This is a genomic window from Kordiimonas pumila, from assembly GCF_015240255.1.
Classification (GTDB): domain Bacteria; phylum Pseudomonadota; class Alphaproteobacteria; order Sphingomonadales; family Kordiimonadaceae; genus Kordiimonas; species Kordiimonas pumila.
In genome coordinates, this window is record NZ_CP061205.1 from 800,926 (window position 1) to 826,968 (window position 26,043).

25 protein-coding genes are annotated in these 26,043 nt (G+C 47.4%); 12 read left to right on the forward strand and 13 right to left on the reverse strand.

Translation table 11 applies throughout. The annotated features are described in order from the left end of the window. Window positions 1–108: 108 nt before the first annotated feature. The 3 genes from pnp (at window position 109) to ICL80_RS03435 (ending at window position 4,472) form a co-directional block, all read left to right on the forward strand. Window positions 109–2,274, forward strand: coding sequence for a polyribonucleotide nucleotidyltransferase (pnp, locus tag ICL80_RS03425; protein ID WP_194214726.1), 2,166 nt, complete (start codon window positions 109–111; stop codon window positions 2,272–2,274). Window positions 2,275–2,383: 109 nt separating this feature from the next. Beyond that, complete coding sequence (locus ICL80_RS03430) at window positions 2,384–3,778, forward strand: NAD(P)H-dependent flavin oxidoreductase (protein ID WP_194214727.1); 1,395 nt, start codon at window positions 2,384–2,386, stop codon at window positions 3,776–3,778. 157 nt (window positions 3,779–3,935) lie between these two features. Continuing rightward, window positions 3,936–4,472 (forward strand): ANTAR domain-containing protein, encoded by a 537-nt coding sequence (locus tag ICL80_RS03435; RefSeq protein WP_194214728.1) that lies wholly within the window; start codon window positions 3,936–3,938, stop codon window positions 4,470–4,472. Here ICL80_RS03435 and ICL80_RS03440 read toward each other — a convergent pair. The 3 genes from ICL80_RS03440 to ICL80_RS03450 form a co-directional block, all read right to left on the reverse strand. Beyond that, entirely contained in the window at window positions 4,469–4,939 is a 471-nt protein-coding gene (locus ICL80_RS03440) for a GNAT family N-acetyltransferase (protein WP_194214729.1), read from the reverse strand. The genes ICL80_RS03435 and ICL80_RS03440 overlap by 4 nt on opposite strands. Then, the gene (locus tag ICL80_RS03445; RefSeq protein ID WP_194214730.1) at window positions 4,926–5,894 is read right to left on the reverse strand and encodes a bifunctional helix-turn-helix transcriptional regulator/GNAT family N-acetyltransferase; all 969 of its coding nucleotides are present in this window, start codon (window positions 5,892–5,894) and stop codon (window positions 4,926–4,928) included. Before ICL80_RS03445 ends, ICL80_RS03440 begins: the two co-directional genes overlap by 14 nt. Before the next feature lie 135 nt (window positions 5,895–6,029). Further along, window positions 6,030–6,542: an SH3 domain-containing protein gene (locus ICL80_RS03450; protein ID WP_194214731.1), complete on the reverse strand. Its 513-nt coding sequence runs from the start codon at window positions 6,540–6,542 to the stop codon at window positions 6,030–6,032. Window positions 6,543–6,652: 110 nt separating this feature from the next. Between ICL80_RS03450 and ICL80_RS03455 the strand changes: the two genes are divergently transcribed. The 3 genes from ICL80_RS03455 (at window position 6,653) to ICL80_RS03465 (ending at window position 10,660) form a co-directional block, all read left to right on the forward strand. Beyond that, on the forward strand, window positions 6,653–7,645 hold the full coding sequence (locus ICL80_RS03455; protein ID WP_194214732.1) for a 2-hydroxyacid dehydrogenase: 993 nt from the start codon (window positions 6,653–6,655) through the stop codon (window positions 7,643–7,645). Window positions 7,646–7,704: 59 nt separating this feature from the next. Further along, a complete protein-coding gene (lepA, locus tag ICL80_RS03460) occupies window positions 7,705–9,507 on the forward strand; it encodes a translation elongation factor 4 (protein WP_194214733.1) in 1,803 nt (600 codons plus the stop codon). A gap of 304 nt (window positions 9,508–9,811) precedes the next feature. Next, window positions 9,812–10,660 (forward strand): hypothetical protein, encoded by an 849-nt coding sequence (locus tag ICL80_RS03465; protein WP_194214734.1) that lies wholly within the window; start codon window positions 9,812–9,814, stop codon window positions 10,658–10,660. Here ICL80_RS03465 and ICL80_RS03470 read toward each other — a convergent pair. The 3 genes from ICL80_RS03470 to ICL80_RS03480 form a co-directional block, all read right to left on the reverse strand. Further along, window positions 10,657–10,869 (reverse strand): hypothetical protein, encoded by a 213-nt coding sequence (locus ICL80_RS03470; protein ID WP_194214735.1) that lies wholly within the window; start codon window positions 10,867–10,869, stop codon window positions 10,657–10,659. The genes ICL80_RS03465 and ICL80_RS03470 overlap by 4 nt on opposite strands. Window positions 10,870–10,902: 33 nt before the next feature. Next, window positions 10,903–12,516, reverse strand: coding sequence for an EAL domain-containing protein (locus ICL80_RS03475; protein WP_194214736.1), 1,614 nt, complete (start codon window positions 12,514–12,516; stop codon window positions 10,903–10,905). Between the two features lie 107 nt (window positions 12,517–12,623). Continuing rightward, the gene (locus ICL80_RS03480; protein ID WP_194214737.1) at window positions 12,624–14,330 is read right to left on the reverse strand and encodes an amidohydrolase; all 1,707 of its coding nucleotides are present in this window, start codon (window positions 14,328–14,330) and stop codon (window positions 12,624–12,626) included. A gap of 204 nt (window positions 14,331–14,534) precedes the next feature. Here ICL80_RS03480 and ICL80_RS03485 point away from each other — a divergent pair, with 204 nt between their 5' ends. Continuing rightward, the gene (locus tag ICL80_RS03485; RefSeq protein ID WP_194214738.1) at window positions 14,535–15,878 is read left to right on the forward strand and encodes a putative O-glycosylation ligase, exosortase A system-associated; all 1,344 of its coding nucleotides are present in this window, start codon (window positions 14,535–14,537) and stop codon (window positions 15,876–15,878) included. Between the two features lie 11 nt (window positions 15,879–15,889). On the opposite strand, the gene ICL80_RS03490 is transcribed toward ICL80_RS03485, so the two are convergent. Together ICL80_RS03490 and pspF are read right to left on the reverse strand one after the other, a co-directional pair. Further along, entirely contained in the window at window positions 15,890–16,225 is a 336-nt protein-coding gene (locus ICL80_RS03490) for a hypothetical protein (RefSeq protein ID WP_194214739.1), read from the reverse strand. Between the two features lie 53 nt (window positions 16,226–16,278). Continuing rightward, window positions 16,279–17,295, reverse strand: coding sequence for a phage shock protein operon transcriptional activator (pspF, locus tag ICL80_RS03495; protein ID WP_194214740.1), 1,017 nt, complete (start codon window positions 17,293–17,295; stop codon window positions 16,279–16,281). A gap of 206 nt (window positions 17,296–17,501) precedes the next feature. Between pspF and ICL80_RS03500 the strand changes: the two genes are divergently transcribed. The 4 genes from ICL80_RS03500 (at window position 17,502) to pspC (ending at window position 19,165) form a co-directional block, all read left to right on the forward strand. After that, the gene (locus tag ICL80_RS03500; protein ID WP_194214741.1) at window positions 17,502–17,666 is read left to right on the forward strand and encodes a hypothetical protein; all 165 of its coding nucleotides are present in this window, start codon (window positions 17,502–17,504) and stop codon (window positions 17,664–17,666) included. A 161-nt stretch (window positions 17,667–17,827) separates the two neighbouring features. After that, window positions 17,828–18,529: a phage shock protein PspA gene (gene pspA / locus ICL80_RS03505; RefSeq protein WP_194214742.1), complete on the forward strand. Its 702-nt coding sequence runs from the start codon at window positions 17,828–17,830 to the stop codon at window positions 18,527–18,529. A 32-nt stretch (window positions 18,530–18,561) separates the two neighbouring features. Next, window positions 18,562–18,786, forward strand: a complete 225-nt coding sequence (gene pspB / locus ICL80_RS03510) for an envelope stress response membrane protein PspB (RefSeq protein WP_194214743.1) — start codon at window positions 18,562–18,564, stop codon at window positions 18,784–18,786. Then, window positions 18,776–19,165 (forward strand): envelope stress response membrane protein PspC, encoded by a 390-nt coding sequence (gene pspC / locus ICL80_RS03515; RefSeq protein WP_194214744.1) that lies wholly within the window; start codon window positions 18,776–18,778, stop codon window positions 19,163–19,165. The genes pspB and pspC overlap by 11 nt, the downstream gene beginning before the upstream one ends. 325 nt (window positions 19,166–19,490) lie before the next feature. Here pspC and ICL80_RS03520 read toward each other — a convergent pair whose 3' ends face one another. Further along, window positions 19,491–20,882, reverse strand: coding sequence for a spinster family MFS transporter (locus ICL80_RS03520; protein ID WP_228073898.1), 1,392 nt, complete (start codon window positions 20,880–20,882; stop codon window positions 19,491–19,493). A gap of 98 nt (window positions 20,883–20,980) precedes the next feature. On the opposite strand from ICL80_RS03520, the gene ICL80_RS03525 reads away from it, so the two are divergent. Further along, a complete protein-coding gene (locus tag ICL80_RS03525; RefSeq protein ID WP_194214746.1) occupies window positions 20,981–21,400 on the forward strand; it encodes a SufE family protein in 420 nt (139 codons plus the stop codon). A 27-nt stretch (window positions 21,401–21,427) separates the two neighbouring features. Here ICL80_RS03525 and ICL80_RS03530 read toward each other — a convergent pair whose 3' ends face one another. The 4 genes from ICL80_RS03530 to pdxR all read right to left on the reverse strand — a co-directional run bounded on the left by ICL80_RS03530 (window position 21,428) and on the right by pdxR (window position 25,977). After that, window positions 21,428–22,789: a sodium-dependent transporter gene (locus ICL80_RS03530; protein WP_228073793.1), complete on the reverse strand. Its 1,362-nt coding sequence runs from the start codon at window positions 22,787–22,789 to the stop codon at window positions 21,428–21,430. A 79-nt stretch (window positions 22,790–22,868) separates the two neighbouring features. Further along, window positions 22,869–23,693, reverse strand: a complete 825-nt coding sequence (locus ICL80_RS03535) for a hypothetical protein (RefSeq protein ID WP_194214747.1) — start codon at window positions 23,691–23,693, stop codon at window positions 22,869–22,871. Continuing rightward, entirely contained in the window at window positions 23,677–24,450 is a 774-nt protein-coding gene (locus ICL80_RS03540) for a carbonic anhydrase (protein ID WP_194214748.1), read from the reverse strand. Before ICL80_RS03540 ends, ICL80_RS03535 begins: the two co-directional genes overlap by 17 nt. A gap of 105 nt (window positions 24,451–24,555) precedes the next feature. Then, window positions 24,556–25,977 carry a MocR-like pyridoxine biosynthesis transcription factor PdxR gene (gene pdxR, locus ICL80_RS03545; protein ID WP_194214749.1) on the reverse strand — a complete coding sequence of 474 codons (1,422 nt, stop codon included), beginning with the start codon at window positions 25,975–25,977 and terminating at the stop codon, window positions 24,556–24,558. Between the last annotated feature and the right edge of the window lie 66 nt (window positions 25,978–26,043).

Here is a 26,043-nt window from a genome sequence, read left to right on the forward strand (position 1 = left end):
AATGAGGTGGTCAGGGATTTGGAAGGCGGGACATGCCCATGGGGGGTGTGTCGGGGTTATGCCGGTTGGAATGTTGTTTGTCCGGGTAACCCGCGAAAGGTAAATTGAATGTTTGATATACACCGTAAGGAAATTGAGTGGGGTGGCCGTACTCTGGTACTTGAAACTGGCCATGTAGCAAGACAAGCAACGGGTGCCGTTATGGCAACCTACGGCGACACAACAGTACTGTGTACGGTTGTGGGCGCAAAATCTGTAAAGCCGGGTCAGGATTTTTTCCCGCTTACAGTAAACTATATTGAAAAATACTATGCTGCCGGCAAGATACCCGGCGGTTTTTTTAAGCGTGAAGGACGTCCTTCAGAGAAGGAAACACTGGTTAGCCGTTTGATTGACCGTCCGATCCGCCCTTTGTTCCCAGACGGGTTCAAAAACGAAGTACAGATTGTTTGTACAGTTGTAAGCCACGACCTTGAAAATGATAGTGATATCGTTGCAATGATTGGTGCATCTGCGGCTCTTACACTTGCTGGCCTCCCCTTTATGGGGCCAATCGCTGGTGCAAAAGTTGGTTACAAGGACGGCGCCTATATTCTGAACCCAACACTTGAAGAGATCAAAGAAAGCGATCTTGAGCTAACAGTTGCGGGCACGGGTGATGCGGTTTTGATGGTTGAATCAGAAGCGAATGAGCTTTCAGAAGAAATTATGCTTGGTGCTGTGAATTTTGGTCACGAAGCATTCCAGCCTGTGATCGATGCGATCATTGACCTTGCTGAAGCTGCGGCGAAAGAGCCATGGGAGCTTGATGAAGGCCCAGATGTTTCTGCCCTGAAAGCCAAAATTGCAGAAGTTGCCGCTGATGACCTGCGCGCAGCTTATGAAATTACGGCAAAACAAGAGCGTGTAGCAAAAATCAGCGACGTGAAAAAAGCTGTTGCTGCTGCTGTTGCACCGATTCTTGAAGACAATGCTGAGCTTAACGACCAGATGGTTGGCGAGCTGACGAAGAAGCTGGAGAGCAGCATCGTTCGCGGTAATATCCTCGATACGGGTAAACGTATTGATGGTCGCGGCCTTGATGATGTTCGCCAGATTGTTTGTGAAGCGGGTATTCTGCCGCGCACACATGGTTCTGCCCTTTTTACACGCGGTGAAACGCAGGGCCTTGTTGTAGCAACACTTGGTACAGGGGACGACGAGCAGTTGATTGACCAGTTAGAAGGGTCTTACCGCTCTAACTTTATGTTGCATTATAACTTCCCGCCGTATTCTGTTGGCGAATGTGGCCGTATGGGTGGCACTGGTCGCCGCGAAATCGGTCACGGCAAGCTCGCTTGGCGTGCTGTTCATGCTATTCTGCCAACAGCAGAAGAGTTCCCCTATACAATCCGTCTGGTTTCAGAAATCACTGAATCAAATGGTTCGTCATCCATGGCGACTGTATGTGGTGCTTCCCTTGCAATGATGGATGCTGGCGTGCCGATTAAACGCCCGGTTTCTGGTATTGCGATGGGCCTTATCAAAGAAGGCGACAAGTTTGCTGTTCTGTCTGATATCCTCGGCGATGAAGATCACCTTGGTGACATGGACTTTAAAGTTGCCGGTACTTCTGAAGGTATTACAGCCCTTCAAATGGACATCAAGATTAATGGTATCACGAAAGAGATCATGGAAGTTGCGCTTGAGCAGGCTGGCCGTGGTCGTGCCCATATTCTTGATGAAATGAACAAAGGCCTTTCTGGTGCTCGTACTGAACTTTCAGAGCATGCACCACGCATTGAGACCATGAAAATCCCGGTTGATAAAATCCGTGAAGTGATTGGTACAGGCGGTAAGGTTATCCGCGAGATCGTTGAGCAAACAGGTGCCAAAATCAATATTGAAGATGATGGTACAATCAAGATCGCGTCTAGCATTGCATCTCAAATTGATGCGGCTAAAAACTGGATCACCGGTATTGTTGCTGAGCCTGAAGTAGGCGTTATCTACAAAGGTAAAGTTGTTCGCATTATGGACTTCGGTGCTTTTGTAAACTTCATGGGTAGCCGCGATGGTCTCGTGCATATTTCTGAACTGGTTGAAGACCGGGTTGAGAAAGTGACCGATGTTGTTAAAGAAGGTGACGAAGTTTACGTTAAGTGTCTTGAGATTGACCCACGTGGGAAGGTTCGCCTTTCAATGCGGGTTGTTAATCAGGAAACTGGCGAAGACGATCCTGATGCGAAGCCTGCTAAATCTGGGCCAAGCAAAGGTGGACCAAAACGCGATTAACGATTGGTTCATTGAAATAAAGCTACTGTATGGTATGAATGACATACAGTAGCTTTCTGCCCGATTGTTACGACGCTCGGGCATAAGCTAGTTGATTTGGGAGAAGTGAATGAGTTTTAACCTCAACAGTATTCGTCTTGGCGGCAAAGAAATTCTGCCTCTTATCGAGGGCGGTAAAGGTGTTGCTATTTCAACGGGTGCGAGCAGTGGGCCATGGGCTGCAGCTGGAGGTGTTGGAACCATTTCTGCAGTTATTGCAGACACTTACGACGAGCACGGCAATGTTGTTGCCCATGATTATTTTGGTAAATCCCGCCGCGAACGCCACGATGAAATGGTTGATTTTTCCATTCGAGGCACCATTGATCAGGTTCGCAAGGCTTGGGAAATTTCCAAAGGCGAAGGCCTTATCAACATCAACATGCTTTGGGAACTGGGCGGCGCGCAGCGAATCTTGCACGGTGTTTTAGAAAAAACCAAAGGCATGATTCACGGTGTTACGTGCGGTGCGGGCATGCCTTTCAAGCTCGCAGAACTCGCGCAAAAATACGGTGTTCACTATTATCCGATTGTATCTTCTGGTCGTGCGTTTAACCTTCTGTGGAAGCGGGCTTACAAGAATGTTGCCGATCTTCTTGGCGGCGTTGTTTATGAAGACCCGTGGCTTGCGGGTGGTCATAATGGCCTTTCAAACGCTGAGGACCCGACAAAGCCGGGTGACCCTTATCCGCGTGTTGTTGAACTGCGGTCCATCATGCGGTCGTTGGGTCTCGATCATGTCCCCATTATAATGGCGGGCGGTGTTTGGAACCTGAAAGAATGGAAAGACTGGATTGATAACAAGGAAATTGGTCCTATTGTTTTTCAGTTTGGTACGCGTCCACTGCTTACCAAAGAAAGCCCGATTTCAGAAAGCTGGAAACAAAAGCTGATGAGCCTGAAATCAGGCGATGTGTTGTTGCAGAATTTTAGCCCAACTGGCTTTTTCTCTAGCGCTATCAAAAACAGCTTTCTGGGCGAACTGGTGGGCCGGAGCGAGCGTCAGATTGGTTTTCGCACGCAGCAAGATGAAGATTTTAATAAAGAACTTATCGTTGGTCGCAAAAGCTATTATGTGCGCGCGGAAGACTGTGAAAAAGCGCATAAATGGATTGAGGCTGGCCACACAGAAGCCATGAAAACACCAGATGATACCCTGATGTTTGTTGATTCTGAAAAAAGCGCCGAGATTAGGAAAGACCAGAAAGACTGTGTTGGTTGCCTTAGCCAGTGCCGGTTTTCAAGCTGGGCAGATAATGAGAAAAACTCAACCGGGCGTGCCGTTGACCCGCGTAGTTTCTGCATTCAGAAAACGCTGGATGATGTGGCGCATGACGGTAGCATCAATAACAACCTGCTGTTTGCCGGGCATAATGCTTTCAGGTTTGCATCAGACCCGTTTTATTCAAATGGATTTGTGCCTACGGTAAAACAGCTGGTTGACCGGATTGCAAGTGGCGACTAACGCCCTACTGCATTGATATAAATGATATTTTAAAGGGCCGCTTGGGCCCTTTTTTTATTCTTGGCGTCTAATATTTCCATACAATTTTAGACAAAGATAGACTGTTTATAAACCATATGATGTCATACTACCAATAGTAGATTGGGATGTAAGAGTAATGGCAGAGTTCAACTATAAGGCCCTTATAGCGGTGTCTGATACCCGCGTGGCAGATACAATTAATTTTATTCTTGGCAGCCATAATATTATGGATGTTGTGCGGGTGGATTGTACGCACGATGCTATAGATGCCATGTTGGATATTCGGTTTGATTTATTTTTTGTTGATGCCCGTGTCCCTGTAACATTTCAGAGAAATGCTGTCCTTTATGGCGGCATTGACTATATCCGTTTCATCAGGATGTGTGAGGGGCGTGTTAGTGAAGCAACAATTGTTTTTATGCGGCAACAAAGCAGCATGCAAAACCTGCTTGAAACCCGCGACGAAATTCTGAGTGCACGCGATGCTGGTGCGAGCTGTGTATTAACGCATCCCCTCACCATTGAAAAATTTGACGAGGAAGTCCTGCCGATTTTGGCAAAACCAAAGCCTTTTGTTCGGGCGCGGTCGTATACAGGGCCAGACCGGCGAGAAAAGCAGTTCCAGGTTAGTCGTGATCGCCGGATATACCCATCGTCGACATTGGATGATTAAAGTTTTAGCTGCATATAAACGACATCCTTTTCGGGATTGTTGTTATAGGCTGCGCATTCTTCGAACCCAAATTTCCGGTATAGAGCGATAGCAGGCTTTAGGCGCTCCAAGCTATCAAGCAGCATGATTTTATAGCCTTGCTCCCGTGCGGCATTAATAAGGTTTTCACATAAAAGGCTGCCAATGCCGTATCCGTGATACTCAGGTTTTACAAACAGGCGCTTCATTTCGCAGACATCATTTGTATGCGGCTTCAGGCACACTGTGCCGGCACATGTGCCATTTACTGTTGCCAGTAGTACAGGGTTATAGGCGCCGGGAAAATGCTGCATCTCCTCAGAAAACCCTTGAAAGTGCAGATCAATGCCAAGCCAGCTCGCATAGTCAAGGCACAGGTCTTTTGCCTGTGCCTTCTGTGCCGGGTTTCGTGCTATATGTATTTCGGTTTTGGCTTTATTCTGCGGCATTTGTATATCCTCGCCACTCCATATAATAATTTGCCCGCTCATAAGGGCTTTGAACAGGGTTCGGCAGTTCTATAAAGCCAAGTCGCCAGTAAAGGCGAATAGCATTTTCAAGGCTTGTATTGGTTTCAAGATACAGGGTTTTACCGCCCCGTGCCACAAAGCGGTCGATGACCATTTTGCAAAGCGCATTACCCATACCGCCTTTTTGAACACGGGGGTCTACACCCAGTTTGGTTAGCTCAAACCGGCCATCTGGTTCTGCTTTCAGCGCAACGGTGCCAACGGCTTTGCCCTCTGAAACGGCAAAATATATCTCGCCGCCTTTTGACAGAATGAAGTTTTCCGGGTCTGAAAGAAGCTTTATATCCGGTTCTTCCATCGAAAAATACTTCTCCACCCAAAAAGCGTTCAGATCGTAAAATGCCTGCCGGTATTGAACATCATATGGCACAATTTCGAAAGAGCAGGAGCTTTTGGCATGGGCGAGCTTTTCTCGCACCCTGTCATGAAAACTTACCTCCTGAAGGCCAGCTTCGAGTTTTGTAAGGCAGCCTAAAAAGTCGGTGCCTGATGCTGCAATCAGGTCTTTCATGGCGTCTTCTATCGCCTGCCATATTGGCGCGATAGTTGTGTAGACATGCTCGCCTTTTTCTGTAAGGCCAACAAGTTTTTGGCGACCATCGTGTGTGGCAGACGTGGTTATCAGGCCATCCTTAACCATTTGTTTTACCGTTTGGCTAACAGCGGAGTGGGAAAAGCCTGCCAGTGCTGCAATGCTGGAAATAGGCATGTTGCCTTGTTTTACAAGTGCATAAAAAACGTAAAAATACCGAGCTTTAAAGGCGACGCCTGTTCCTTTGTAAATTTTATCAACGCCTGTTGCGAGCATATCCATAAAGCGCCGCATGCGCGTGCCAATGCCAAGCTCAAAGTATATTTCTTTAGTATGGGGCATAAAAATTAAATTCCAGAAATGCACACTATTTACATAAGCATTTATGTAATTGCTAATGTAAATATACAAACAAAAATATGTGAACTATGGAAATATTTTTAGTGTTGATCTGTCTAGAACGGTGAGGTTTGAGGCTTATTCAACCACTTCACCGGTATAAACCCCCCACAGGTGCTTGCGCTCAATCCAGCCTTTGGTGCCATCAATATATAAGCGACACCACGCTGCATCACATGTCAGCAAGGTGCCAATAACACCGGCATCTGCAATGATAACAACGGGTGAATTGCTAGTATTATCATCATAAAGCTTTTGCTGCTTGCCTATAACCATAGCAGTTCGGTTACCGTATAGCAGGGAAACCAGCATCCAGCCTTCAATGCCTTCATGATCACGTACTTTGCGCCACGGGCCATGTTCGTCAATAATTTCGAAAGGCAACCCTTGCCTGTTATAGACCCAGTCAACAGGATATTGACGACCGGGGCCGGTGCGCAGGTATGCTTTTTTGGCACTAAGGGCGACAAAACGAGGAATCGGGTTACCACTTGGGCCAATTGTGACGGGCCCCTGTGGCTGCTCAAAGGCCGCGACCTTGCCAGCAAATAGTGATATTATCGTAAAAAAGATAACAATATACTTAATCACAGCCACTTCCCTGTCGCTTGGCGTTTGAATAACCTCTCACCTTCTGGTACAGAACGCAGAAGTCTTTATACAGGTATTATTGCGCCTGCCAGAAAAGGTTATTTTGCTCCATGAGTCAAACAAGAAACAAAAATCGTCCAAAGGTTGTTGTCACACGTAAATTGCCAGACAGTATTGAAACCCGTATGGCCGAGCTTTTCAACGTTACCCTAAACCTTGCAGACACACCTTTAACGCAGGATGAGCTAAAAGCGGCCGTTGCTGAAGCCGATGTGCTGGTGCCTACTGTAACGGATACTATTGATTCGGATGTTCTCGCTGCCGCCGGTAAAAAACTGAAGCTGATTGCTAACTTTGGCGCGGGTGTTGATCATATTGATTTAGCGGCTGCCCACGAAAAAGGTATTACCGTTACAAACACGCCCGGTGTTTTAACAGAAGATACGGCTGACCTTGCAATGGCGCTTATTCTTTCTGTACCGCGCCGTTTGTTCGAAGGTGAGAAAATACTGCGTTCCGGTGACTGGACAGGCTGGACCCCCACTTTCCTTATGGGCCACAGAATTCAGGGCAAGCGCCTTGGTATTATTGGGATGGGTCGCATTGGCCGCGCTGTTGCGCGCCGCGCTAAAGCCTTTAATATGTCGATTCATTATCATAAACGTACCCGGTTGCCCGAGCAGGTAGAGGACGAGATGGAAGCAACTTACTGGGAAGATCTGGATCAGATGCTGGCCCGGATGGACTTTGTTTCTGTTAACTGCCCGCTAACAGATGAAACCTATAAGTTGCTTGATAGAAACCGCCTGAAAAAACTGCAACCTCATGCTGTTATTATTAATACGGCGCGCGGCGGCATTGTTGATGAAGAAGCCCTTGCAGACCTCATTGAAGTAGGGCGCATTGCAGGGGCTGGGCTTGATGTGTTTGAGGAAGAGCCTACAATCAACCCCAAGCTGCTTGAACTGGATAATGTGGTTTTGTTACCGCATATGGGATCAGCCACTATTGAGGGCCGCGTTGCCATGGGTGAAAAAGTTCTCATCAATATCCGTACATTTGTGGACAAGCACCGTCCACCAGACCGAGTTCTGCCGTTTTAGTTTTGCCACTGCAAAATATTGCCCAGAGCCCTATAAAAGAAAAGTAACAAGTACCGGCCATGACCGAAACAAAATTTATTCGCAACTTTTCAATTGTTGCGCACATTGACCACGGCAAATCCACCCTTGCTGACCGCCTTATTCAGAATACAGGCGCCCTGACCGACCGCGAGATGAAGGCGCAGGTGCTCGATTCGATGGATATCGAGCGGGAACGTGGTATCACAATTAAAGCGCAAACCGTTCGCCTTGAATATAAGGCGCAGGACGGTGAAAATTATGTGCTGAACCTGATGGATACCCCAGGCCACGTTGACTTTGCTTACGAGGTAAGCCGCTGTCTTGCTGCCTGCGAAGGGTCGCTTCTGGTGGTGGATGCCAGTCAGGGTGTTGAGGCGCAGACGCTTGCAAACGTTTATCAGGCGATTGATAACGAGCATGAGATTGTGCCGGTTCTGAATAAAATTGATCTCCCGGCCGCAGAACCCGAGCGGGTACGGCAACAGATTGAAGATGTGATAGGCCTTGATGCTTCTGAGGCTGTTCTCTGTTCTGCAAAGTCAGGCATTGGTATTGCCGAAGTGCTGGAGGCAATTGTTACCAAGCTGCCCGCCCCGGAAGGTGACAGAAATGCTCCGTTGAAGGCCATGCTGGTGGATAGCTGGTATGACACTTATCTCGGCGTGATGGTTTTGGTGCGTATCATTGATGGTGTGCTGAAAAAGGGCCAAACCATTAAAATGATGGCAGCGGGCAGCGAGCACCATGTTGAACGAGTTGGTGTATTCACCCCCAAGGGTGTGATTGTACCAGAGCTTGGGCCTGGCGAGGTTGGTTTCATTACCGCCTCGATCAAAGAAGTTGCTGACACGAATGTGGGTGATACGATTACCGAGGCGAAACGCCCGTGCGCAAAAGCTTTACCGGGCTTTAAGCCTAGTCGGTCTGTTGTGTTTTGCGGCCTGTTCCCAGCTGATACGGCAGAATATGAAAACCTGAAAGATGCGCTTGGCAAGCTGCGCTTGAATGATGCCAGCTTTGAATATGAAGTTGAAAGCTCTGCTGCACTTGGTTTTGGTTTCCGCTGTGGTTTCCTTGGTATGCTGCACCTTGAAATTATTCAGGAACGCTTGAACCGTGAATATGATCTTGAGCTTATTACAACAAGCCCAAGTGTTATTTATAAAATCCATATGACTGACGGCAGCATGATCGAGCTGCATAACCCGGCTGATATGCCTGATGTTGTGCGGATTGAAACTATTGAAGAGCCATGGATTGATGCAACAATTCTTGTGCCGGATGAATATTTGGGTACGGTTCTCAAGCTTTGCGAAGACAAACGCGGTATTCAATCTGACCTGACCTATGTGGGTTCGCGGGCTATGCTTAAATACCGTCTGCCGCTTAACGAAGTGGTGTATGATTTTTACGACAGGCTAAAGTCTGTTAGCCGTGGCTATGCAAGTTTTGACTATGAAATAGCGGGCTACGAGCCGTCGGACCTTGTGAAAATGTCTATTCTTGTGAACGCTGAACCGGTTGATGCGCTTTCGATGCTGGTGCACAGGTCACAGGCTGAAAGCCGTGGGCGTGCGCTCTGTGAAAGGTTGAAAGACCTGATTCCCCGCCAGCTGTTTAAAATTCCAATTCAGGCCGCTATTGGTGGCCGTGTTATTGCGCGTGAAACTATCTCTGCTATGCGCAAAGATGTGACAGCTAAATGTTACGGCGGCGACGTGACCCGTAAGAAAAAGCTTTTGGAGAAGCAAAAGAAGGGTAAGGCAAAAATGCGAATGTACGGGAAGGTTGAAATCCCGCATAGCGCCTTCATTGCAGCCCTTAAGATGCGCGAAACATAGTGAAAAGGGCTTTATGAGCCCTTAAAGAGCTGAATTTAGGCAAAAACAGATAAAATAGTCTCTTTTCTGTATTTTGTTTACCGGATGTTAACAGCCATTCCCGTATAAAGGTTGTGCTGATACAGCCTAACAGCTCCCTTGATCTGACTGTGTCGCGCGGAACCGCATATCCTCCCCCGAGTGCGGTTCCGCTTTTTTATTCAGCTGCTTTCATGTTAAAAGGAACACAGGCATTACCATGTTGCATATGGTGGCGCTTTGCTTTTGAATAGAGACTAACCTGAATCGCTGGGGATTACAGTATATGCGCCGTTCGACAATGAAGCTTCTGTTTACCACACAGTTGTTTTTAGTAGCCTTTATAGCAGGCCCTGCGCATTCTCAGGTAGAGACCAGTGACCCCCGGCAGTTGGCGCTTGATATATATACAGGCATTAACCGTGAAATGCCGGTAGACTCTATCGCTATTAAGCTGCAACAAGTGATCGAAATTTTTCGCTATCGCTGTAACCGGGTAACAGATTACCAAGTTTATACCCTACGGCCTAACCTCACTGATCTGAAGGTGAAGTGCAGCGGCGACCCCTTATACGGGGTTACGGTTGCTTCAAACGGCTATGTATCTGTTTTTGGCGGTAACGGAATTCTGTCCGGCCTCGATAGACGAGACGCTATTATATATAGTTTTGGTTCTGAAGGTGAACTGGCTTTTGATTCAAGTTTAACGGTTGGCGATGCCCTTGAAGAGACCATGGCGCGGGTCGAATTGGGCGATGAGTATAACTATATTTATCTCTTCGGCATGTTCATGATGATTTTGGCTATTATGCTGATGGGAAGTGTTGTCTTCTTTAGGGCATGGCGCAGGAAAACCGGGCGCAAACCCCGTCAGCGTATGAGGCCCATGCAAAAACACCGCGTCAGCCTTTCAAGTAGCATGAAAGACCAGATGTTTCAGGAAGCGACAGAGGTGTCAAAATTTGTTAGGAAGCACCCGAGCGGGGTTTATATTGCCGTTGGTAAGCGCGGGAAAAGAAGGCTTTTTAATGGGTTTTTGTGGGCAAAGGTTTATGCGGTAATGGGTGTACGGTTTTTTGAAACCTCTGCACCGGACGAGTTTACAGATCACCATACTGATCAATCGGTCAATTAACGCATAAAGGGTGGTTGCCATTCAATGCCGGTTACCAAGGCAAACAGATGGGCACACAGAACCAGAATAAAAATCAGTAAAGAAAACTGCAGATAGTAATAGGGAATGAGCGACACTGTCCCAAATTGCCGCCGTTTTTCACGCCACCAGAAAAATAACCATAAAAACAGGCAGGCCCCTATTCCGGCTAGTGTTTGTGTGGTGGACATTCAGTATTTCCGTGATGGTAAAGAGGAAGCTGGTTAGTTTGTGCGCGGCGCATAATCTGGCTTTCCGTAATGAAAGCCTTGCCCATAATGAACACCGATGGATCGTAGGAAATCTGCTTGAAAGTTGGTTTCAACATGCTCGCCAATAGTTTTAATGCCAAGGTCATCGCACAGACGAATAATGGATAGTAGGAATGTTGGTTTATAGTCTTTGCGCACAATATCCTTCACGTATGACCCATCAATTTTGACATAATCTACATTAAAGGCCCGCAAATATTGATAGCCAGAGGCACCTGCGCCAAAGTCATCAAGGCATAGTTTAAAGCCAGCGGCTTTCAGGTCATTTAAAACTGCCTCAACCTTTACCAGGTTTTTGATGGTTGCCGTGTCGGTGAGCTCTAGCAACAAAGAGTGCGAAATGTCCTTTGCAGCTAATAGTGTTTTGAGCAATGGCTCAATGCCGCGTGAGTTGTCAAATGTGCGTCCGGATAAATTAACTGACAAACGTACGGGTGTCCCAAGCTTTTTCATTTTGCGAATATAATCAATCGCTTTTCTGCACAGGGCCAGATCAAATTCTTCAATCACGCCTATATCTTCGGCAAATTGAATCACTTCCAACGGTGTATAGTCGCTGGTGCTATCATTAAAGCGGCTAAGCACTTCATTATGTAGAATAGTACCGTTTTGAAGGGACACAACGGGCTGGAACGCAATTTTGAAATTCCCCGTTTCGATCATGCTGCGCATATTGGTTACACGTAGCTGTGCCTCAGATGCCATTACGTTAAAGGCATTTGACAGGCTTTCAAAGTTTACAGATTTTGGGTTTTCACAAAATTTTGACAGGATATACGACAAGGTGCGAATAACTTGGTCTTCTGGTACGCCTGTACCGTTTGCAGCCACTGTAGAATAGGTAGATTTCAATGTTACATTGGCATCTACTGTCTTTAGGCTTTCGCTCAGGTGGCTACCATCATTTTTGGCGCGGTGGAGGAAAGCAAAATGCTTGTCGCTTAATTGCCCGGCCAGTTCTCCGTCCAGTGACAAAGTTGTAAGGTGCGCTGAAATTTTATGCAAAAGAGACTGAGTGAATTTGGGACCAAAGTTCTTGCGCGCATCCTCAAGGCCTTCGACCTCGATAGCTGTCATATAGACATTGTTCTCTGAGGGGCTGGCAGCCATTGTTTTGGAAGCAAGTTCAATAAAAGCATTTTGCCCTAAAAGCCCGGTTTCCTCGTTATCACTGGAATCGCTGGTGCCGCGGCCCCCAAGAGGCGCTGATCTGAGAGAAAGAAAAGTGCGGGCGTCGCTGCCGGGCATGCCAAGTGCAAACACACGCAGCGCGAGAGAGCGATTGTTTTCCGTCAAGAACCTGATGGGGATGGGGCCTATTCTGCCTTTGTACTGTAAGTGCAAGATGAGCGCTTTATACACTTCCACGTCGTCAGGATCTATTATGTTTTCAATATTGTTACCTACAAGAGAACTGGTTTTCTCCGCACCAATGCGCTCAACGGCTCCTCCTTCAAAAAGGATGTTGCCAGCGCTATCCAGCTCCATAAATATTTCCGCAGCAGCAAAGGCAAATGCGACAAAGCGTTCGCGCTCTTTTTTGATTTCCTCCAGCGTTCCAGTCATAAATCCCCGCTTATGAAATACCTGCCATGCTCGGCAACGTTAATCATTAGTCGTTAATAGTAAATAAACTTTACATATCTGTAAAAAAACGCGTTGTAGTCCTTATTTTACGGTGCTGTATAAGCAATTTTACCAGCGATAATGGTCATGGCTGTTTTCCCGGATAAAATTTCTGTTTCTGGCACGGTCATCAGGTCAATCGTAAAAATTGATATATCCGCGTGTTTTCCTGCTTCAAGGCTACCCGTTTTAGTTTCTTGAAAAGAAGCAATAGCAGGCCACAGAGTGAACATTTTAAGCGCATTTGCCCGGGATACAGCCTCTTCCGGGTGCCAGTCTGCATCCTGATAGCCATTTAAGGCACGTCGGGCAGTTGCTGCATAAAACTCGATGAAAGGATTCCCTTGCTCGACGGGTGCGTCAGAGCCGCCCGCAATAAGGGCGCCGCTCTCAATCAGGCTTTCCCAGCTATAGGCCCCTTTGAGGCGTTCTTCCCCAAGGCGGGAGGGTGCAAAGAATAGATCCCCGATGGCATGGCTTGGCTGCATGGATGCAATAACACCCAGTTCGGCAAACCGGTTTATGTCGGCAGGGTTTAGTATTTGGGCATGCTCAATGCGCCATCTTGGGTCTGGGCGATTGCGTTCAATTTCTGGAATGGTATTGAATGCTTCCTGATACCAATCTAGGACCATCCGGTTAGCTTTGTCGCCAATAGCATGAGTATTAATTTGGATACCGTTTGCAAGCGCCTTGAGCAGTAAGGGCAGGGTTGTTGCTTTATCCCGCATCAGGAGACCTGATGTGTTTGCATCAGAATACGGCTCAAGCAGTGCAGCCCCCCGTGAACCTAATGCTCCGTCTACCATCAATTTTATGGCATTGGTCTGAATTTGTCCGTCTGCCGCACTGAAAGGGCCATGGCTTAATAGGTCCTGTGCGTAGTCAGGGCTGAGGCTGTTATAAACTTGCAGGCTTATAGCATCTGTTTCAGCTAATTGTTCCAGCAGGGTCATCTCTTGCAGGGATACCGACATATTATGAACAGTGGTCCAGCCTTGCTTAACGGAGATGTCGGCGCCCGTTTGTAACTGTTCCTGCAAGGTTTCTTTTGTTTCTGTTGGAATAAGGGTGTCGAGAAGCGCTTGGGCCGTATCGACAAAAACACCGGTTATTTCGCCCAGAGCATTTTTATGGATAGCACCGCCGTCTGGAATGGAGGTCGTATCTGTAATGCCAGCTTGTTCTATGGCAGCACTATTGGCGACCAATGCATGATGATCTGCTCTTGTTAAAATAATAGGCTTGTCACTGGAAATGGCGTCTAGGTCCCAGCGGGTTGGAAAGCGCTTTTCTGGCCAATGGGTTTCAATCCAGCCACTACCGGTGATAACAGTTTCTTCTGGATGCGTGCGTATCCAGTCAGAAAGGCTTTCTAAAAAAGCGGTTAGGGATTGGGCTTGATCTAGGTTCAGGGTGAGCGCTCGTTTGCCTACACCACTTAAGTGAACATGCGAATCTGTAAAACCTGGAAAGGCACTTTTGCCCCTTAGTTCAATAACATTTGTTTCTGGGCTTAACATGGTTGCCGTTTTAGCGCGTGTCCCCGCATACAGGATAGTATTCCCTTTGATGGCGATAGCTTCTACCTGAGGGTTTTGGTCGTTTGCAGTATAAATTGGTCCGCCCCAAATGATGATGTCAGCCTGAGGTGTGCTGGCTTGAGAGTCACCAAAACTATCCGGGGCGACCTCTTGCGCAACAGCATGAAAGCTCAGCAGCGCACAAAGGGGCGCGATTAGGGTACGACGCATAAAGGTTTCCTTTTTCAAGTAGGGTTCATGCTATTGCTCAGGCGGGCTTTGTTCAAGCGCTTTTAGCTTTATTTGGGTAGGAATTCAGGCGCTATGCGATCTGGTTTTGTGCTATTGTCGAGAATAAGTTTGTTTCTGTGGGTATGAATGCTGCATAATAACAGAAATAATTTGTAACAGGCCAACACAGGATACAGCTTTTACATGCGCGGACTTATTGTTGCCTTGCTAATTTTTGCTTGGCTGCCGGTTATCTTTTTCAAGCCGTTTATAGGGGTTCTTGTCTGGAGCTGGGTGTCGCATATGGTCCCGCAAAGCTACACCTATAATTTTGCAAGCACGTTTCCGTTTCTGGTGGTGGTTGGGGGCCTAACAACACTGGGCATGTTTTTGAGCCGGGATAAAAAGGGGCTGCCGGGACACCCTATAATATTTGCGATTTTCCTTTATTGGATATGGATTTGTGTCACGACCATTCTGGCTTTCGAGCCTAGTGTTTCGGTGGAAAAGCTTATTCACTTATCAAAAGTTTTGGTGTTTGCATTGGTGTCTGTTGCCATTATGCAGTCGCCAAACAGGCTAAAAGGTTTTGTATGGGTTATGGCGCTTTCCCTTGGCTTTATCGCGGTGAAAGGTGGTTTGTTCACATTGCTTACAGGTGGTTCATCCCGAGTGGAGGGCGCGGGTGGCATGATGAAGGATAACAACCAACTTGCTATGGCTATGTCGATGATGGTGCCTATTGCTATATATTTAGTACAACACCCCCCTATGAAGCAGTTAAAGTGGCCTTTGATTGGGGGGGCGGTTATGGTGCCGTTATCGGTTCTTGGTACCCAGTCCAGGGGTGGCTTTGTCGCGCTCGCAGCTGTTACCGCTATGCTTATTATGAAAACCAAGCATAAGTTTAAATTGCTTATACTGATATCTGTCTTGGGGTATGCGGGTGTCGCCTTTATGCCGGATAGCTGGAAAAACCGCATGGAATCGACCGAGGGAGCCGCGACGGAGGATAATAGTTTCAGGGGGCGCGTTTCTATGTGGAAATTTTCCTCCAATCTTGTTGACGATATTCCGGTGCAGGGCGGTGGGTTTAATATCTTTTATGTGAGGCGTGCACAGGAGCTTTATATGCCACCCGGCTTTAAACCCCGTGCTCCGCATTCCATCTATTTTGAGGTCCTCGGTGAACATGGCTATGTAGGATTGGTGCTGTTTTTGACAATGCTGTTTACCGGGTGGTACTCGGGGGGGACACAAGCCAAGAAGTTTAGGCAGTACCAGGAAACAGTGTGGCTCGGTGATTTGTGCAATGCCATGCAGATCTGCATTGTTGGTTTTGCTGTTGGGGGGCTAACTGTAAATATCGCCACTTTTGATGTCTTTTACCATGTGCTGGCCATCATTGTAATGTGCAATGTCGTGGGTATGCAGATATTGGCGGGTGATTTAACGGACGCTAAAACAGGCCTGAAACTATCAGCGAAGAGCGCCAGCGAAAAATGGCAACCAAGTGCCGCTGCTGCACCGCAAAGGACACGCTTTTAAATTTAGGCATGCTAGTGGGGGCGGTGGTCTTTTTCACTGGAAATGAAGGCTTCCAGACCATCATGCTTTTTTCGTACACGACGCAGGGCTGCAACAATAATGCCAACGATAGCTGCAAGGGTTATTATGCTGCCAAGAAGAAGTCCAGCCCCTAAAAGCCATGTATATATACTATACTGGCTTTCGCAGGCGCCGGTGCAGGCACTATCGCCGATAGAGCCAAACTCAAGATAAAAGCCTACTAAAAGAATAAAGCTTAAAAAAATCAGGCTAAAGATAAAGCGGATCGTTAAAAAAGACCTGCCACGGGCGCGCTTGCGTTTTTGAATAAAAATATTTTCTGACATGGCTGCACTATGGTCTGTTCACCTGTAACAATCAAGGCGGTCTGGTTATCCTATTAGCATGATAATTGATATTTTTTTATGAGATGCCTTAACTGGTCATATCCAAGGCCCATGTTTTTTGCTGCGAGCCGTTTGTTATACCGGGTGGTTTTGAGCGCATGGTCTAAAAGGCGGCGCTCCAGAGCTTCCACTTCTGCGCGGTAATCAAAAGGCACCGTTGGCAGTAAAGCTTCGGTGTGTGAAGCCTGATCAGTAGAAACGGTGGCGGAAAGGTTTGTGGGTGCACTGTTTTTGGCTGCAGGGCGAAAGGGGCTGTCAAAGGGGTCAAAGATAATATTATTAATGGGCTCTTCGCCGTCCCAGGCTTGATAGATTGCCCGTTCCACAACATTTTTTAGTTCCCGAATGTTGCCGGGCCAAGCATAATTTTCCATGGCCTCCATTGCGGTATTTGTAAAACCCGGGAAGTGTAACCACTCCAGTTCACTGGCCATTGCCGCACCAAAGTGGTTTGCGAGCACAGGGATATCTTCAGGGCGTTCCCTGAGGGGTGGAACGGTGATGACATCAAAGGCAAGCCGGTCAAGCAGGTCGTGCCGAAATTCGCCGCTGTCGGCCGCGGAGGGTAGGTCAATATTGGTTGCAGCAACAACGCGGACATTCACCTGGATAGTTTCTGTGCCGCCAACCCTTTCAAATTCACCATATTCAATAACACGTAAAAGCTTTTCCTGTGCTGCCATACTCATTGTGCCAATTTCATCGAGAAATAGCGTGCCCTGATCTGCGGCTTCAAAACGGCCCGCCCTCTGCCCTCGCGCGCCAGTAAAGGCGCCCTGTTCATACCCAAACAATTCGCTTTCCAGTAGGGTGGTAGTAAGAGCAGCACAGTTTAACTTTTGATAGGTGTTTTCCCAGCGATTAGACAGAAAGTGTAGGCGTGCTGCGATCATTTCCTTGCCAGTGCCACGCTCACCAATCACAAGCATCGGGCGGTCCAAAGGCGCAGCGCGGCTTACTTGGTCAATCATGTCTAGAAACGTTGGTGATGATCCTATAATTTGGTCCATAAAATTTCCGATAAATAGAAATATATTCGATTTAATGAAATTATTTACAAGAAATTTAAATGTTATCAAGGGGCAAAAAATAAAATCTTTTAAAATCAATAGGTTATTTTTTTCTTAAAACTGGCACGGCACATGCAATTATATGTGGGTCAGCACAAAACGACTGACAAAACGACAGCAAAAATAAGAACCGAAGGAATACGAAAATGACGATCCAGTTACAGCAATCAGCTTTTGAAATAAGAGGTACCAATACCCGCTCAGTGGAAAGCCTGATCTTTGGTGGGGTCCCTGATGCGCTTGTTAAAAGGCCAGTCAGTGACAGTCTGCGCCGCTTACGCCGCCAGTCACGTCGTCGTCGGGCCCTTTAGGTTCAACTGACGGCCCGGTTCACCTATGTGACCGGGCCTCATCTGACGCTCATCAGTGTCACCACAAGAAGTGAAGATGGCGTCAGGTACGATAAGTATAGTCCTTAAAAAGTGGCATAAGCCCGAGGACGAAGCGAGGATAATTAAGAAAGGAATACAAAATGGGTGTTTTCTCCCGTCTAACAGACATTATAAATTCAAACATCAATGCTATCTTGGATAGGGCTGAAGACCCTGAAAAAATCATTCGAATGGTTATTCAGGAAATGGAAGACACTCTTGTTGAGGTGCGCTCAACTGCGGCTAAATCCATTGCGGACCAAAAAGACTTGGAGCGCCGCCTGTCAAAGATCGTTAAAGCCCAGTCTGACTGGGAAGCAAAAGCAGAGCTGGCTATTTCTAAAGGCCGCGATGATCTTGCAAAAGGCGCGCTTATAGAGAAATCAAAAGTTGCCGAAATGGCGGCTCAGTTGCAGGAAGAACTCTATCTACTGGCTGAAGCTCTGAAACGGAGTGAAGAAGATGTCATCAAGCTTGATGCTAAGCTTCGCGAGGCTCGTGCCAAAAAGGTAGTCATGCAAGCACGCCACAAAACCGCCTCTGCGCAGGTTAGAGTTAAAAGAAACCTGTATGACAACCGCATTCAGGATGCTTTCGACAGGTTTGATAAAGTAGACTCGCGCCTTGACCGTATGGAAGCAGAAGCAGAGGTTTACGACCTTGGCAGAGGCCAAACGCTTGCCGAGGAAATTGTTGGTCTTGAAGCTGGCGAAGAAATAGAAAAAGAACTGGCGGCTTTGAAAGCAAAAAATTCAGGTGCAGGCAAGCCAGAGGCTGTAAAGAAAAAAGCCGGGTCTAAGTAAGTCAGGGCAGATTAAATAAAAGGAATACTAAAATGGAAGCACTAGTGCCTATGGGCATACTCTTTGTGATCCTGCCCTGGATCCTGTTTCACTATATTACAAAGTGGAAAGAGATGAAGGGCTTCACACCAGAGGATGAAGCAACCCTTACGGATCTAAGAAAGTCGGCTGAACGGCTAGAAGATCGCCTTCGTACGGTGGAGCGCATTCTTGATAGCGAAGTGCCTGATTGGAGGAGCCGTCATCATGACCTTTAAAAAAAGCCCAACACGTCTGTATAAAAACCCTGAACGCGCTAAAATTATGGGTGTTTGTGCTGGTTTAGCCGACTATCTGGATATGAATGTCACCCTTGTGAGGGTTTTGGTAGTGATCGGCGCTTTTATGACCGGTATCTTCATGTTTATCATTGGATATATAATTTTGGGGATGGTGTTAGAGAGCAAGCCGCTTGATTTATATGCAGATGAGCAAGACGAGCAGTTTTGGAAGCAAACACGTAACGCCCCAGACTATACCGCGGCAGAACTGCGGAAAAGGTTTCGGGATATAGAACGCAGAACAGCCGACATGGAAGCCTATGTCACGAGCAAGAAGTTTCGGCTTGAACGCGAATTGAAAGCCTTGGAAGAATAATAATACAACTTTAGGGTGTTTATGGAAGATTATTCTTGACTAAAAAGTCAGGAATAATCTTCCGAAACCCGCATAAACCTTAGTATTAAGCGTTTTTTGTGCGTGTTATTTTTTGCTATTTTTGGTGGTAATGATTGTAGGGCGATGTTATGGTCCGCCTCGAAATAAGCTCTTCAGTGCAAAGAGGCTGTCATGAATGTAGTATATTTCGGGCAGCATAGAATGGATTTTGCTACTGAAAGCGTACCAAGTTTGCTTTTAATGTCCTCCCAAGGGATTTGAAAGCATGGGGCAAGGATGTGCCAATCCTTGCCCCTTTTTATTGTTATTTCACGTCAAGAGCTGCAAGGCGCGCTTCTTCTTCAATCAGGGCACCAGCATAAGCTTTACGGCCCCATATATAAAAGCCAAGACATAGTGGCACTGTAATGGCTGCAAGCAGCACCAAAGAATAGTTCAGCAGCATCTCATCACCAAAAACAGAATCCGTGAAAAACCCCAAAAGGTAAGGCCCTGCGCCGTAGCCAATAATGCTTGTACACAGTACATACATGGAAATTATTTGCCCGCGCATTCTATTGGGGGTGATAAGCTGCAGGCAGGCAAACGCAACACCGGAAGGCAAATTCAGGAAGACTGTGTTGATAGAAATTAAAACCCAGACCGTATTTATATCATCGATAAAAGGGTATGTGAGCGAGGGTATGGCAAAACCCAGAGGGGCTACCATTAAAGCAATAATATGGCCGTCTTTTCTGCCCATTCGGTAAAGCTTATCAGCAAGCCACCCGCCTAAAAGTAACCCTGCGGGGCCTGCAATAAGCGATATGGTACCAAATTTCATCCCTACTTCAGCGGGGCTAAGGCTGTGGTACCTATGAAAATATAAAGCCAGAAAGATGATGGTGCCAAAGCCCAGAGCAGCGTTTAGGGAAACGCCGATGCAAATGCCAGCGTAAGCTTTGAACTGTTTCTTAACATGGTGGACAACTTCCTTGACCGGGATGCTGGAGGCTGGGCCGGAAAGGCCTTTTCTAACAGGTTCTTTTATGGTGAAGAGCAGCAAGGTTAACAGAATACCGGGCAAGCCTACCATGAGGAATGTTTTCTGCCAGCCACCCATAAGGCCGTATCCGGGGATTTCAATATCCGGCAGGCTCTCAGCAATTTCGATGACTTTACCACCCACTATAAAGGCAAGGGCAGACCCAACAGGGATGCCCATAGAATATACAGAAAGTGCTGTTGCCAGCCGTTCTTTCGGGAAACTGTCAGCCAGTATGGAGTTTGCGGCGGGCGCAAGGGTGGCTTCGCCTATACCCACACCGATCCGCATCAGAAACAGGTGGCTAAAGCTGCGGGCAAGGGCGGAGGCAGCTGTCATGATGCTCCAGACGAGCAAGCCAACGGCGATTAGCCCTCTGCGGCTGCGGCTATCAGCAATGCGGGCACACACAAGGCCAAATAGCGTATAAAATATAGCAAAGGCAAAGCCGGTTAAAAGGCCAAACTGGGTATCACTAATGCCAAAATCTTCTTTAATGGCGTGGCCAAGTAGCCCTAGAATTTGCCTGTCGATAAAAGAAAAGGTGTAAACTACTAGTAATAAGATAACCATATACCAAGCATATGCTGGTTTTGGGTATGCCTCAGACTCTTTCACACCTGTTGCTTGTGGTGCTGCCGTTTTGGTTGCTTGTGTCATAAATCCCCCGATGAACCCCTTTTAGCCTTTAAAAGATTGGCCGATTCCGCTAGAGGTCAAGTAAATTGAATCGAAGCCGGTTTCGGTAAAGGTTATATCTGGAATAGTTTATGTCACTTGAAAATACAACACTTGTTGAAATTCAGGATACTTTCGAGTTTTTGGAAGACTGGGAAGAACGCTATAAATACATCATAGACTTGGGTAAAAAGCTACCGGCCCTTGCGGACGAGGAAATGACAGATACCTATAAAGTGCGGGGGTGCCAAAGTCAGGTGTGGCTTATCCCTGAAATAGATGCGGCTGGGCATATACACCTGCGGGGGGATAGTGACGCTTTTATTGTAAAGGGTCTTGTGGCTTTGATGCTGATCATCTTTTCAGGCAAAACAGCAGTGGAAATCAGAGATATAAACGCCCGCGCCCTTCTCGACGATTTGGGACTTGCGGCACACCTTTCGCCGCTTAGGGCTAACGGCCTGTTTTCAATGGTTGAGCGTATCCAATCCATTGCCGCTGAAAACCTGTAAGGCCTTCAGCGGTAAAGGTATAGCGCTTTAGGCTACGAATTTCTCATAGAGCAGGAACACGAACACTGCTCCGATGGCGAGGGGGCATACAAACCGCACCAGAAAATACCATAGCTTGAACCATTTTTCTGTCATGGCCAGTTCTTCCAGCAGGTTTTTACGCAGTATAAACCAGCCCATAAACAGCGCCATAAACATGCCAGCAAGGGGCATCATCAGGTTATTTGTCAGGAAATCGAACAGATCAAACAGTGTCATGCCAGCGAATGTAAAGTCGGCAAGCAGGTTAAAGCTGAAGACAGTCAGAATGCCTAGCATAAATGTACCAAAGCCGATAGATAGAGCGGCTTTTTTACGGGTGTACCCTGTTTTTTCCTGAAGGTACGAAACAGAAGGCTCCAGAAGGGATATGGAGCTGGTGATGGCTGCAATGACAAGAAGAGCGAAGAAGAGCGCACCAAAAATAACGCCAAAATGCATCTGACCAAAGGCGATAGGCAGTGTTACGAAAATAAGGCCGGGGCCGCTGCTTAAGTCAAGGTTGTAGGCAAAAACCAGTGGGAAAATCGCAAGACCAGCAAGCAAGGCAACAGCCGTGTCAGCGCTTGCGATAATTACCGCAGATTTGCCAACACTTGTATCTTTTTTAAGGTACGATCCATATGTCATCATGGAACCAAGCCCTAGCGAGAGCGAGAAAAAGGACTGGCCGAGAGCTTCCAGAGCGACGCTGAAAGTAACCTTGCTAAAGTCAGGTTTGAATAAAAACGAAACTGCTTGGGCAAAATCTCCGGCAACGGCCGCATAAATAACAAGCGCAATAAGCAGAATAAAAAGCGCAGGCATCAATATAGTTACAGCTTTTTCAAGGCCGCCTTCCACGCCTTTTGCCACAATAAACATAGTGAGAGATATAAAGCCGGCATGCCATAGTATCATCGTTACCGGGCTAGCTAGCATCGTACCGAACAGCGCGCCAGCCGCTTCAGCCGTAATGCCGTCAAAAGCGCCGATAATAGATTGAATGATGTAAGAAAGTGTCCAGCCACCAATAACAGAATAGAAGCTTAGAACAATGAATGACCCCAAAACGCCAGACCAGCCAACAAGCTGCCAGGCGCTGCTTCTGCCTTCTTCTTTTGCAATTTTCAGCATGGAGCCGATGGGGGATAATTGACCGCGCCGTCCAAGCGAAAGTTCAGCAACAAGAACCGGGGTACCAATAAGAAACACAAAACCTAGGTACATAAGGACAAAAGCCCCGCCGCCGCCTTGCCCTGCTTCATACGGGAACCGCCAAATGTTTCCCAAGCCTACTGCGCTGCCCACAGCGGCCATAATGAATGTCCACTTGGATGACCAATTTGAATGTTCTTTAGCTGCCGCCACGTTTTATCCCCCTGATAATTTCAAGATTGTTGCATAATGAAACTATTTGCCAATGTCTATAAGGAACTCTCTATAGCGTTTATAGGGCGGTATCTATGACAGCGCAGTATTCACCCTGACTCTTAACCGCTGTGCAAAAAGCCTGTGCATCGGCTTTATCGCGGGACCGTATGCCAAGCCGTATAGCTGTCTTGCCTTTCACCACAGTTTCCCACTGGTCAAGAATGCCTTGAAGGGCCGGATATTTGGCTTCAAGCGTACTTTTATGGCTCACAGCACTTTCGAACGAACTGTATGATGCCAGATGGGAAAACCATTGCCCAAAAGGAGATTGGCTATCTGGCCGTGTTACGTCGATCGGTGGCCCGTTATAGGTAGTGGTGGTACCAGATGTTTCTTTTTTAGGTTCACGTTCGGGCAGGCCTTCAGGTAAACGCGGTTCTGGGCGCAGGTTTGCATCAAGTACAGCAAGGTTGCGGGCAACGGTCGCCAGCCTGCGGGCTGCTTCCTCAGAAAGGCTGCCATCTACCATGGCTTCGCGCCCACACTTAATGCGAACATAGCCGTCATAACCAGCTTGCATAAGCTGGGCGTACAGGCCTTGTGCCCGGCTCGGGTGGCCGCTTTCTTCCAAGGCCAGAGCCAAATAAAAGCGGTCAATCGGTGAGGCGAGTGGCTCACTGGTGAGCTGTTTTACCACATCATCAGCGCGGCCTTCGCACATGGCAGCTTCAATAGTTTGTTGCATATAGCTGCTATAATTTTCGCTGTCTTGGCTGCGGGTTGTGGGTGCATACGGGCTAGGTGAACATGCGGTGATAAGCCCTGTCAGGAGAACCACCAGTGCTGTGCCAGCAGGGCACAATGTGCTAAGCTGTTTCATCTTTTTATTGAGGCCGCGCATCGAGAATAATCCTGTTATTGCGGTTCTGGGTTGGTCTTGCTGTGTTGCCGCCCAGTAAGCCACGCATCAAATTAATCTGTTCGCCTGAAAACTCTACCGGCGTTTTTAAAACATACCAGTTTACATCCTCGGTACAGGGCGGTGTGGTAAGGGACCCCATATAGCGATAGTAGGATTTATCATTTGGCATCAGGTCGCGCGCATTGATCAGCACTTTGTCTTTGTGAATAATCTGGTCAGATTCGAGCGGTATGTTTTCATAAAGTTCTTGGGCCGCTATGTTTGCTTTACCCTCTTTTACAAAAACAGCAATAACAGCCAGACTGCCATCAACTGCTTTATGCACAAAGTGTATCGCCATGGGGTATTGCTCTCCCATCACAGTGTGTTCTGCGGGGGTATGAAAATGAAATTGCTGTAGCTCAAACCGTTTTGCGCCAACCAGAAGATAGCTGCCTTTATCATAATCCTGCATAATGGAAACACGGTTATTACTGAGGTGCACGGGGGTAACCTGATAGTCTGTTTCCAGCCTGTGCATGATCGCCGGGTCTGTGCCTTCAATATCAATGGGGGATTGTTGTTTGCCGTACAGGCAAAGGCCATTTGCGGGCGACAGGTCGTGCCAGTTTGCAGGTCCGTTTGACCCAGAGTAGCTCCAGTTGCTTGGCCCGCCGTCATATGCGGCGATACTGGCCGTTAGCACTAAAGATGCCAGCAGCGTTGCAGCTACTTTCCCTTTTTTAAATGCCCCCATCGTCTGTTGCCTCCTGAAAGTCATGAACAGCTGCCCTAATTATGTGCGCTTTTATGTTTGTTATTTAGATAAGCTACTATGCAGTTCATTTTATTAAAAGTCTGTTTATTCAATTATATAAGATGAAAATGCCTTTAGGGCATGATCTATATGACGATCTTCAAGGTTGGCAAATCCTATAAGGAGGCCTTCTTTTACGGGTCCATCCGTGTATGTGGAGGATAGATTGACAGCACCAATACCGCAAAGACGCGCTTTTTCGGCAAGCTTGCTTCCGTTAAAATCGCGGTTCCTTTTGGGGTATACAACGAGGTGAAGGCCCGTATCTGTAGGGTTTAAGGTAAAATGGCGAGACAGATGTTTTACAAAAGATGCCTGAAAAAGTTGTTTTCTGTGGGCATGCACTTTTCTGAGACGTCTTATATGTCGGGCAAAATGACCTTCATTTATAAAGCTGGCGAGTGCTATTTGCGGTAATATAGAGGGGAAACTATCAACAGTGGACCTGTGCAGAGCAAGTTTTTTAACAAGGCCTTCTGGCATTACAAGATATCCAAGCCTAAGGGCCGGGAAAACTGACTTTGAAAAGCTGCCCCCATAAATAACACGCTGGCCACCATCAAGCCCCTGCATGGAGCCAAGCGGTTTGCCTGCATAGCGAAACTCGCTATCATAATCATCCTCAAGGATCAGGGAATTGCTTTTGCTGGCCCAGTTCAGCAATTCCAGTCTGCGGGCAAGCGGCATTGTAATGCCAAGTGGATATTGACGTGAAGGGCACGTAACCAGCAAACCGGAAAGTGTGTTTGAGGGCGGCAAAGCGCCTTGCCCGTCAAGGGGGATATAGTCAACCGGTTGCCGTATGTTTTGAGAGGCTTTCTGAAAGCCGCTGTAGCCGGGATTTTCAAGATAAACAGGCGCATGTGCAGAAAGCAGGCAATCTGTTATCAGTCGAAACCCTTGTATAAGGCCAGATACAATAATAACTTGGTCTGGCTGTGCCACAACGCCGCGCGATGCACCTAAATAGATGGATATGGCTTTTCTAAGCGGCGCGTATCCCAGTGGGTCATTATGGGTATAGACGGCCTCATCAGCCTTGCGCCAGACGCGGCTAATGAGGCGTGCCCACAGGTCGCGCGGAAACGCATCAAACGCTGGCATGCCGGGCCATACGGCACCGTGGTTGTGGACGGCGGGGCCTGTGCCATTCTTGCTGACTGTTGGCTCGCTTAGGGGCGCGGCTGTATTGAACGTGTCTGGTATCTCAGCATTTACAAAAGTACCTGCACCGGTTTTGCTGGTAAAATAGCCTTCCGCCACAAGCTGGTCGTATACGGCCAGAACAGTATTGCGCGAGATGCCTAAATGCTGTGCCAAAGCCCGACTAGACGGCATTCTTGTGCCTGTGGGGGTTTTTCCTTCTAAAACAATGTCACGTAATTGGGTGTATAGCTGTTGCTGCAAAGATATACTGGTCTTTGCAGTTAGGGGTACCATGAGAGTTGTTTCAAATATACGGTCCATAATTGGTACCATGGATATACTTAAATTGGATCTTTTTATAGTATCAATATTAAGGCACCCTATGTT

Coding starts and splice junctions, on each gene's coding strand:
- ICL80_RS03535 (WP_194214747.1), bottom strand. CDS start 23,693: ATGCGCGGCCTCAATAAAAAGATGAAACAGCTTAGCACATTGTGCCCT.
- pnp (WP_194214726.1), top strand. CDS start 109: ATGTTTGATATACACCGTAAGGAAATTGAGTGGGGTGGCCGTACTCTG.
- ICL80_RS03475 (WP_194214736.1), bottom strand. CDS start 12,516: ATGACTGGAACGCTGGAGGAAATCAAAAAAGAGCGCGAACGCTTTGTC.
- ICL80_RS03500 (WP_194214741.1), top strand. CDS start 17,502: ATGACGATCCAGTTACAGCAATCAGCTTTTGAAATAAGAGGTACCAAT.
- ICL80_RS03470 (WP_194214735.1), bottom strand. CDS start 10,869: ATGTCCACCACACAAACACTAGCCGGAATAGGGGCCTGCCTGTTTTTA.
- pspC (WP_194214744.1), top strand. CDS start 18,776: ATGACCTTTAAAAAAAGCCCAACACGTCTGTATAAAAACCCTGAACGC.
- ICL80_RS03485 (WP_194214738.1), top strand. CDS start 14,535: ATGCGCGGACTTATTGTTGCCTTGCTAATTTTTGCTTGGCTGCCGGTT.
- ICL80_RS03435 (WP_194214728.1), top strand. CDS start 3,936: ATGGCAGAGTTCAACTATAAGGCCCTTATAGCGGTGTCTGATACCCGC.
- ICL80_RS03540 (WP_194214748.1), bottom strand. CDS start 24,450: ATGGGGGCATTTAAAAAAGGGAAAGTAGCTGCAACGCTGCTGGCATCT.
- ICL80_RS03490 (WP_194214739.1), bottom strand. CDS start 16,225: ATGTCAGAAAATATTTTTATTCAAAAACGCAAGCGCGCCCGTGGCAGG.
- lepA (WP_194214733.1), top strand. CDS start 7,705: ATGACCGAAACAAAATTTATTCGCAACTTTTCAATTGTTGCGCACATT.
- pdxR (WP_194214749.1), bottom strand. CDS start 25,977: ATGGACCGTATATTTGAAACAACTCTCATGGTACCCCTAACTGCAAAG.
- ICL80_RS03480 (WP_194214737.1), bottom strand. CDS start 14,330: ATGCGTCGTACCCTAATCGCGCCCCTTTGTGCGCTGCTGAGCTTTCAT.
- pspF (WP_194214740.1), bottom strand. CDS start 17,295: ATGGACCAAATTATAGGATCATCACCAACGTTTCTAGACATGATTGAC.
- pspA (WP_194214742.1), top strand. CDS start 17,828: ATGGGTGTTTTCTCCCGTCTAACAGACATTATAAATTCAAACATCAAT.
- ICL80_RS03430 (WP_194214727.1), top strand. CDS start 2,384: ATGAGTTTTAACCTCAACAGTATTCGTCTTGGCGGCAAAGAAATTCTG.
- ICL80_RS03525 (WP_194214746.1), top strand. CDS start 20,981: ATGTCACTTGAAAATACAACACTTGTTGAAATTCAGGATACTTTCGAG.
- ICL80_RS03465 (WP_194214734.1), top strand. CDS start 9,812: ATGCGCCGTTCGACAATGAAGCTTCTGTTTACCACACAGTTGTTTTTA.
- ICL80_RS03440 (WP_194214729.1), bottom strand. CDS start 4,939: ATGCCGCAGAATAAAGCCAAAACCGAAATACATATAGCACGAAACCCG.
- ICL80_RS03455 (WP_194214732.1), top strand. CDS start 6,653: ATGAGTCAAACAAGAAACAAAAATCGTCCAAAGGTTGTTGTCACACGT.
- ICL80_RS03445 (WP_194214730.1), bottom strand. CDS start 5,894: ATGCCCCATACTAAAGAAATATACTTTGAGCTTGGCATTGGCACGCGC.
- pspB (WP_194214743.1), top strand. CDS start 18,562: ATGGAAGCACTAGTGCCTATGGGCATACTCTTTGTGATCCTGCCCTGG.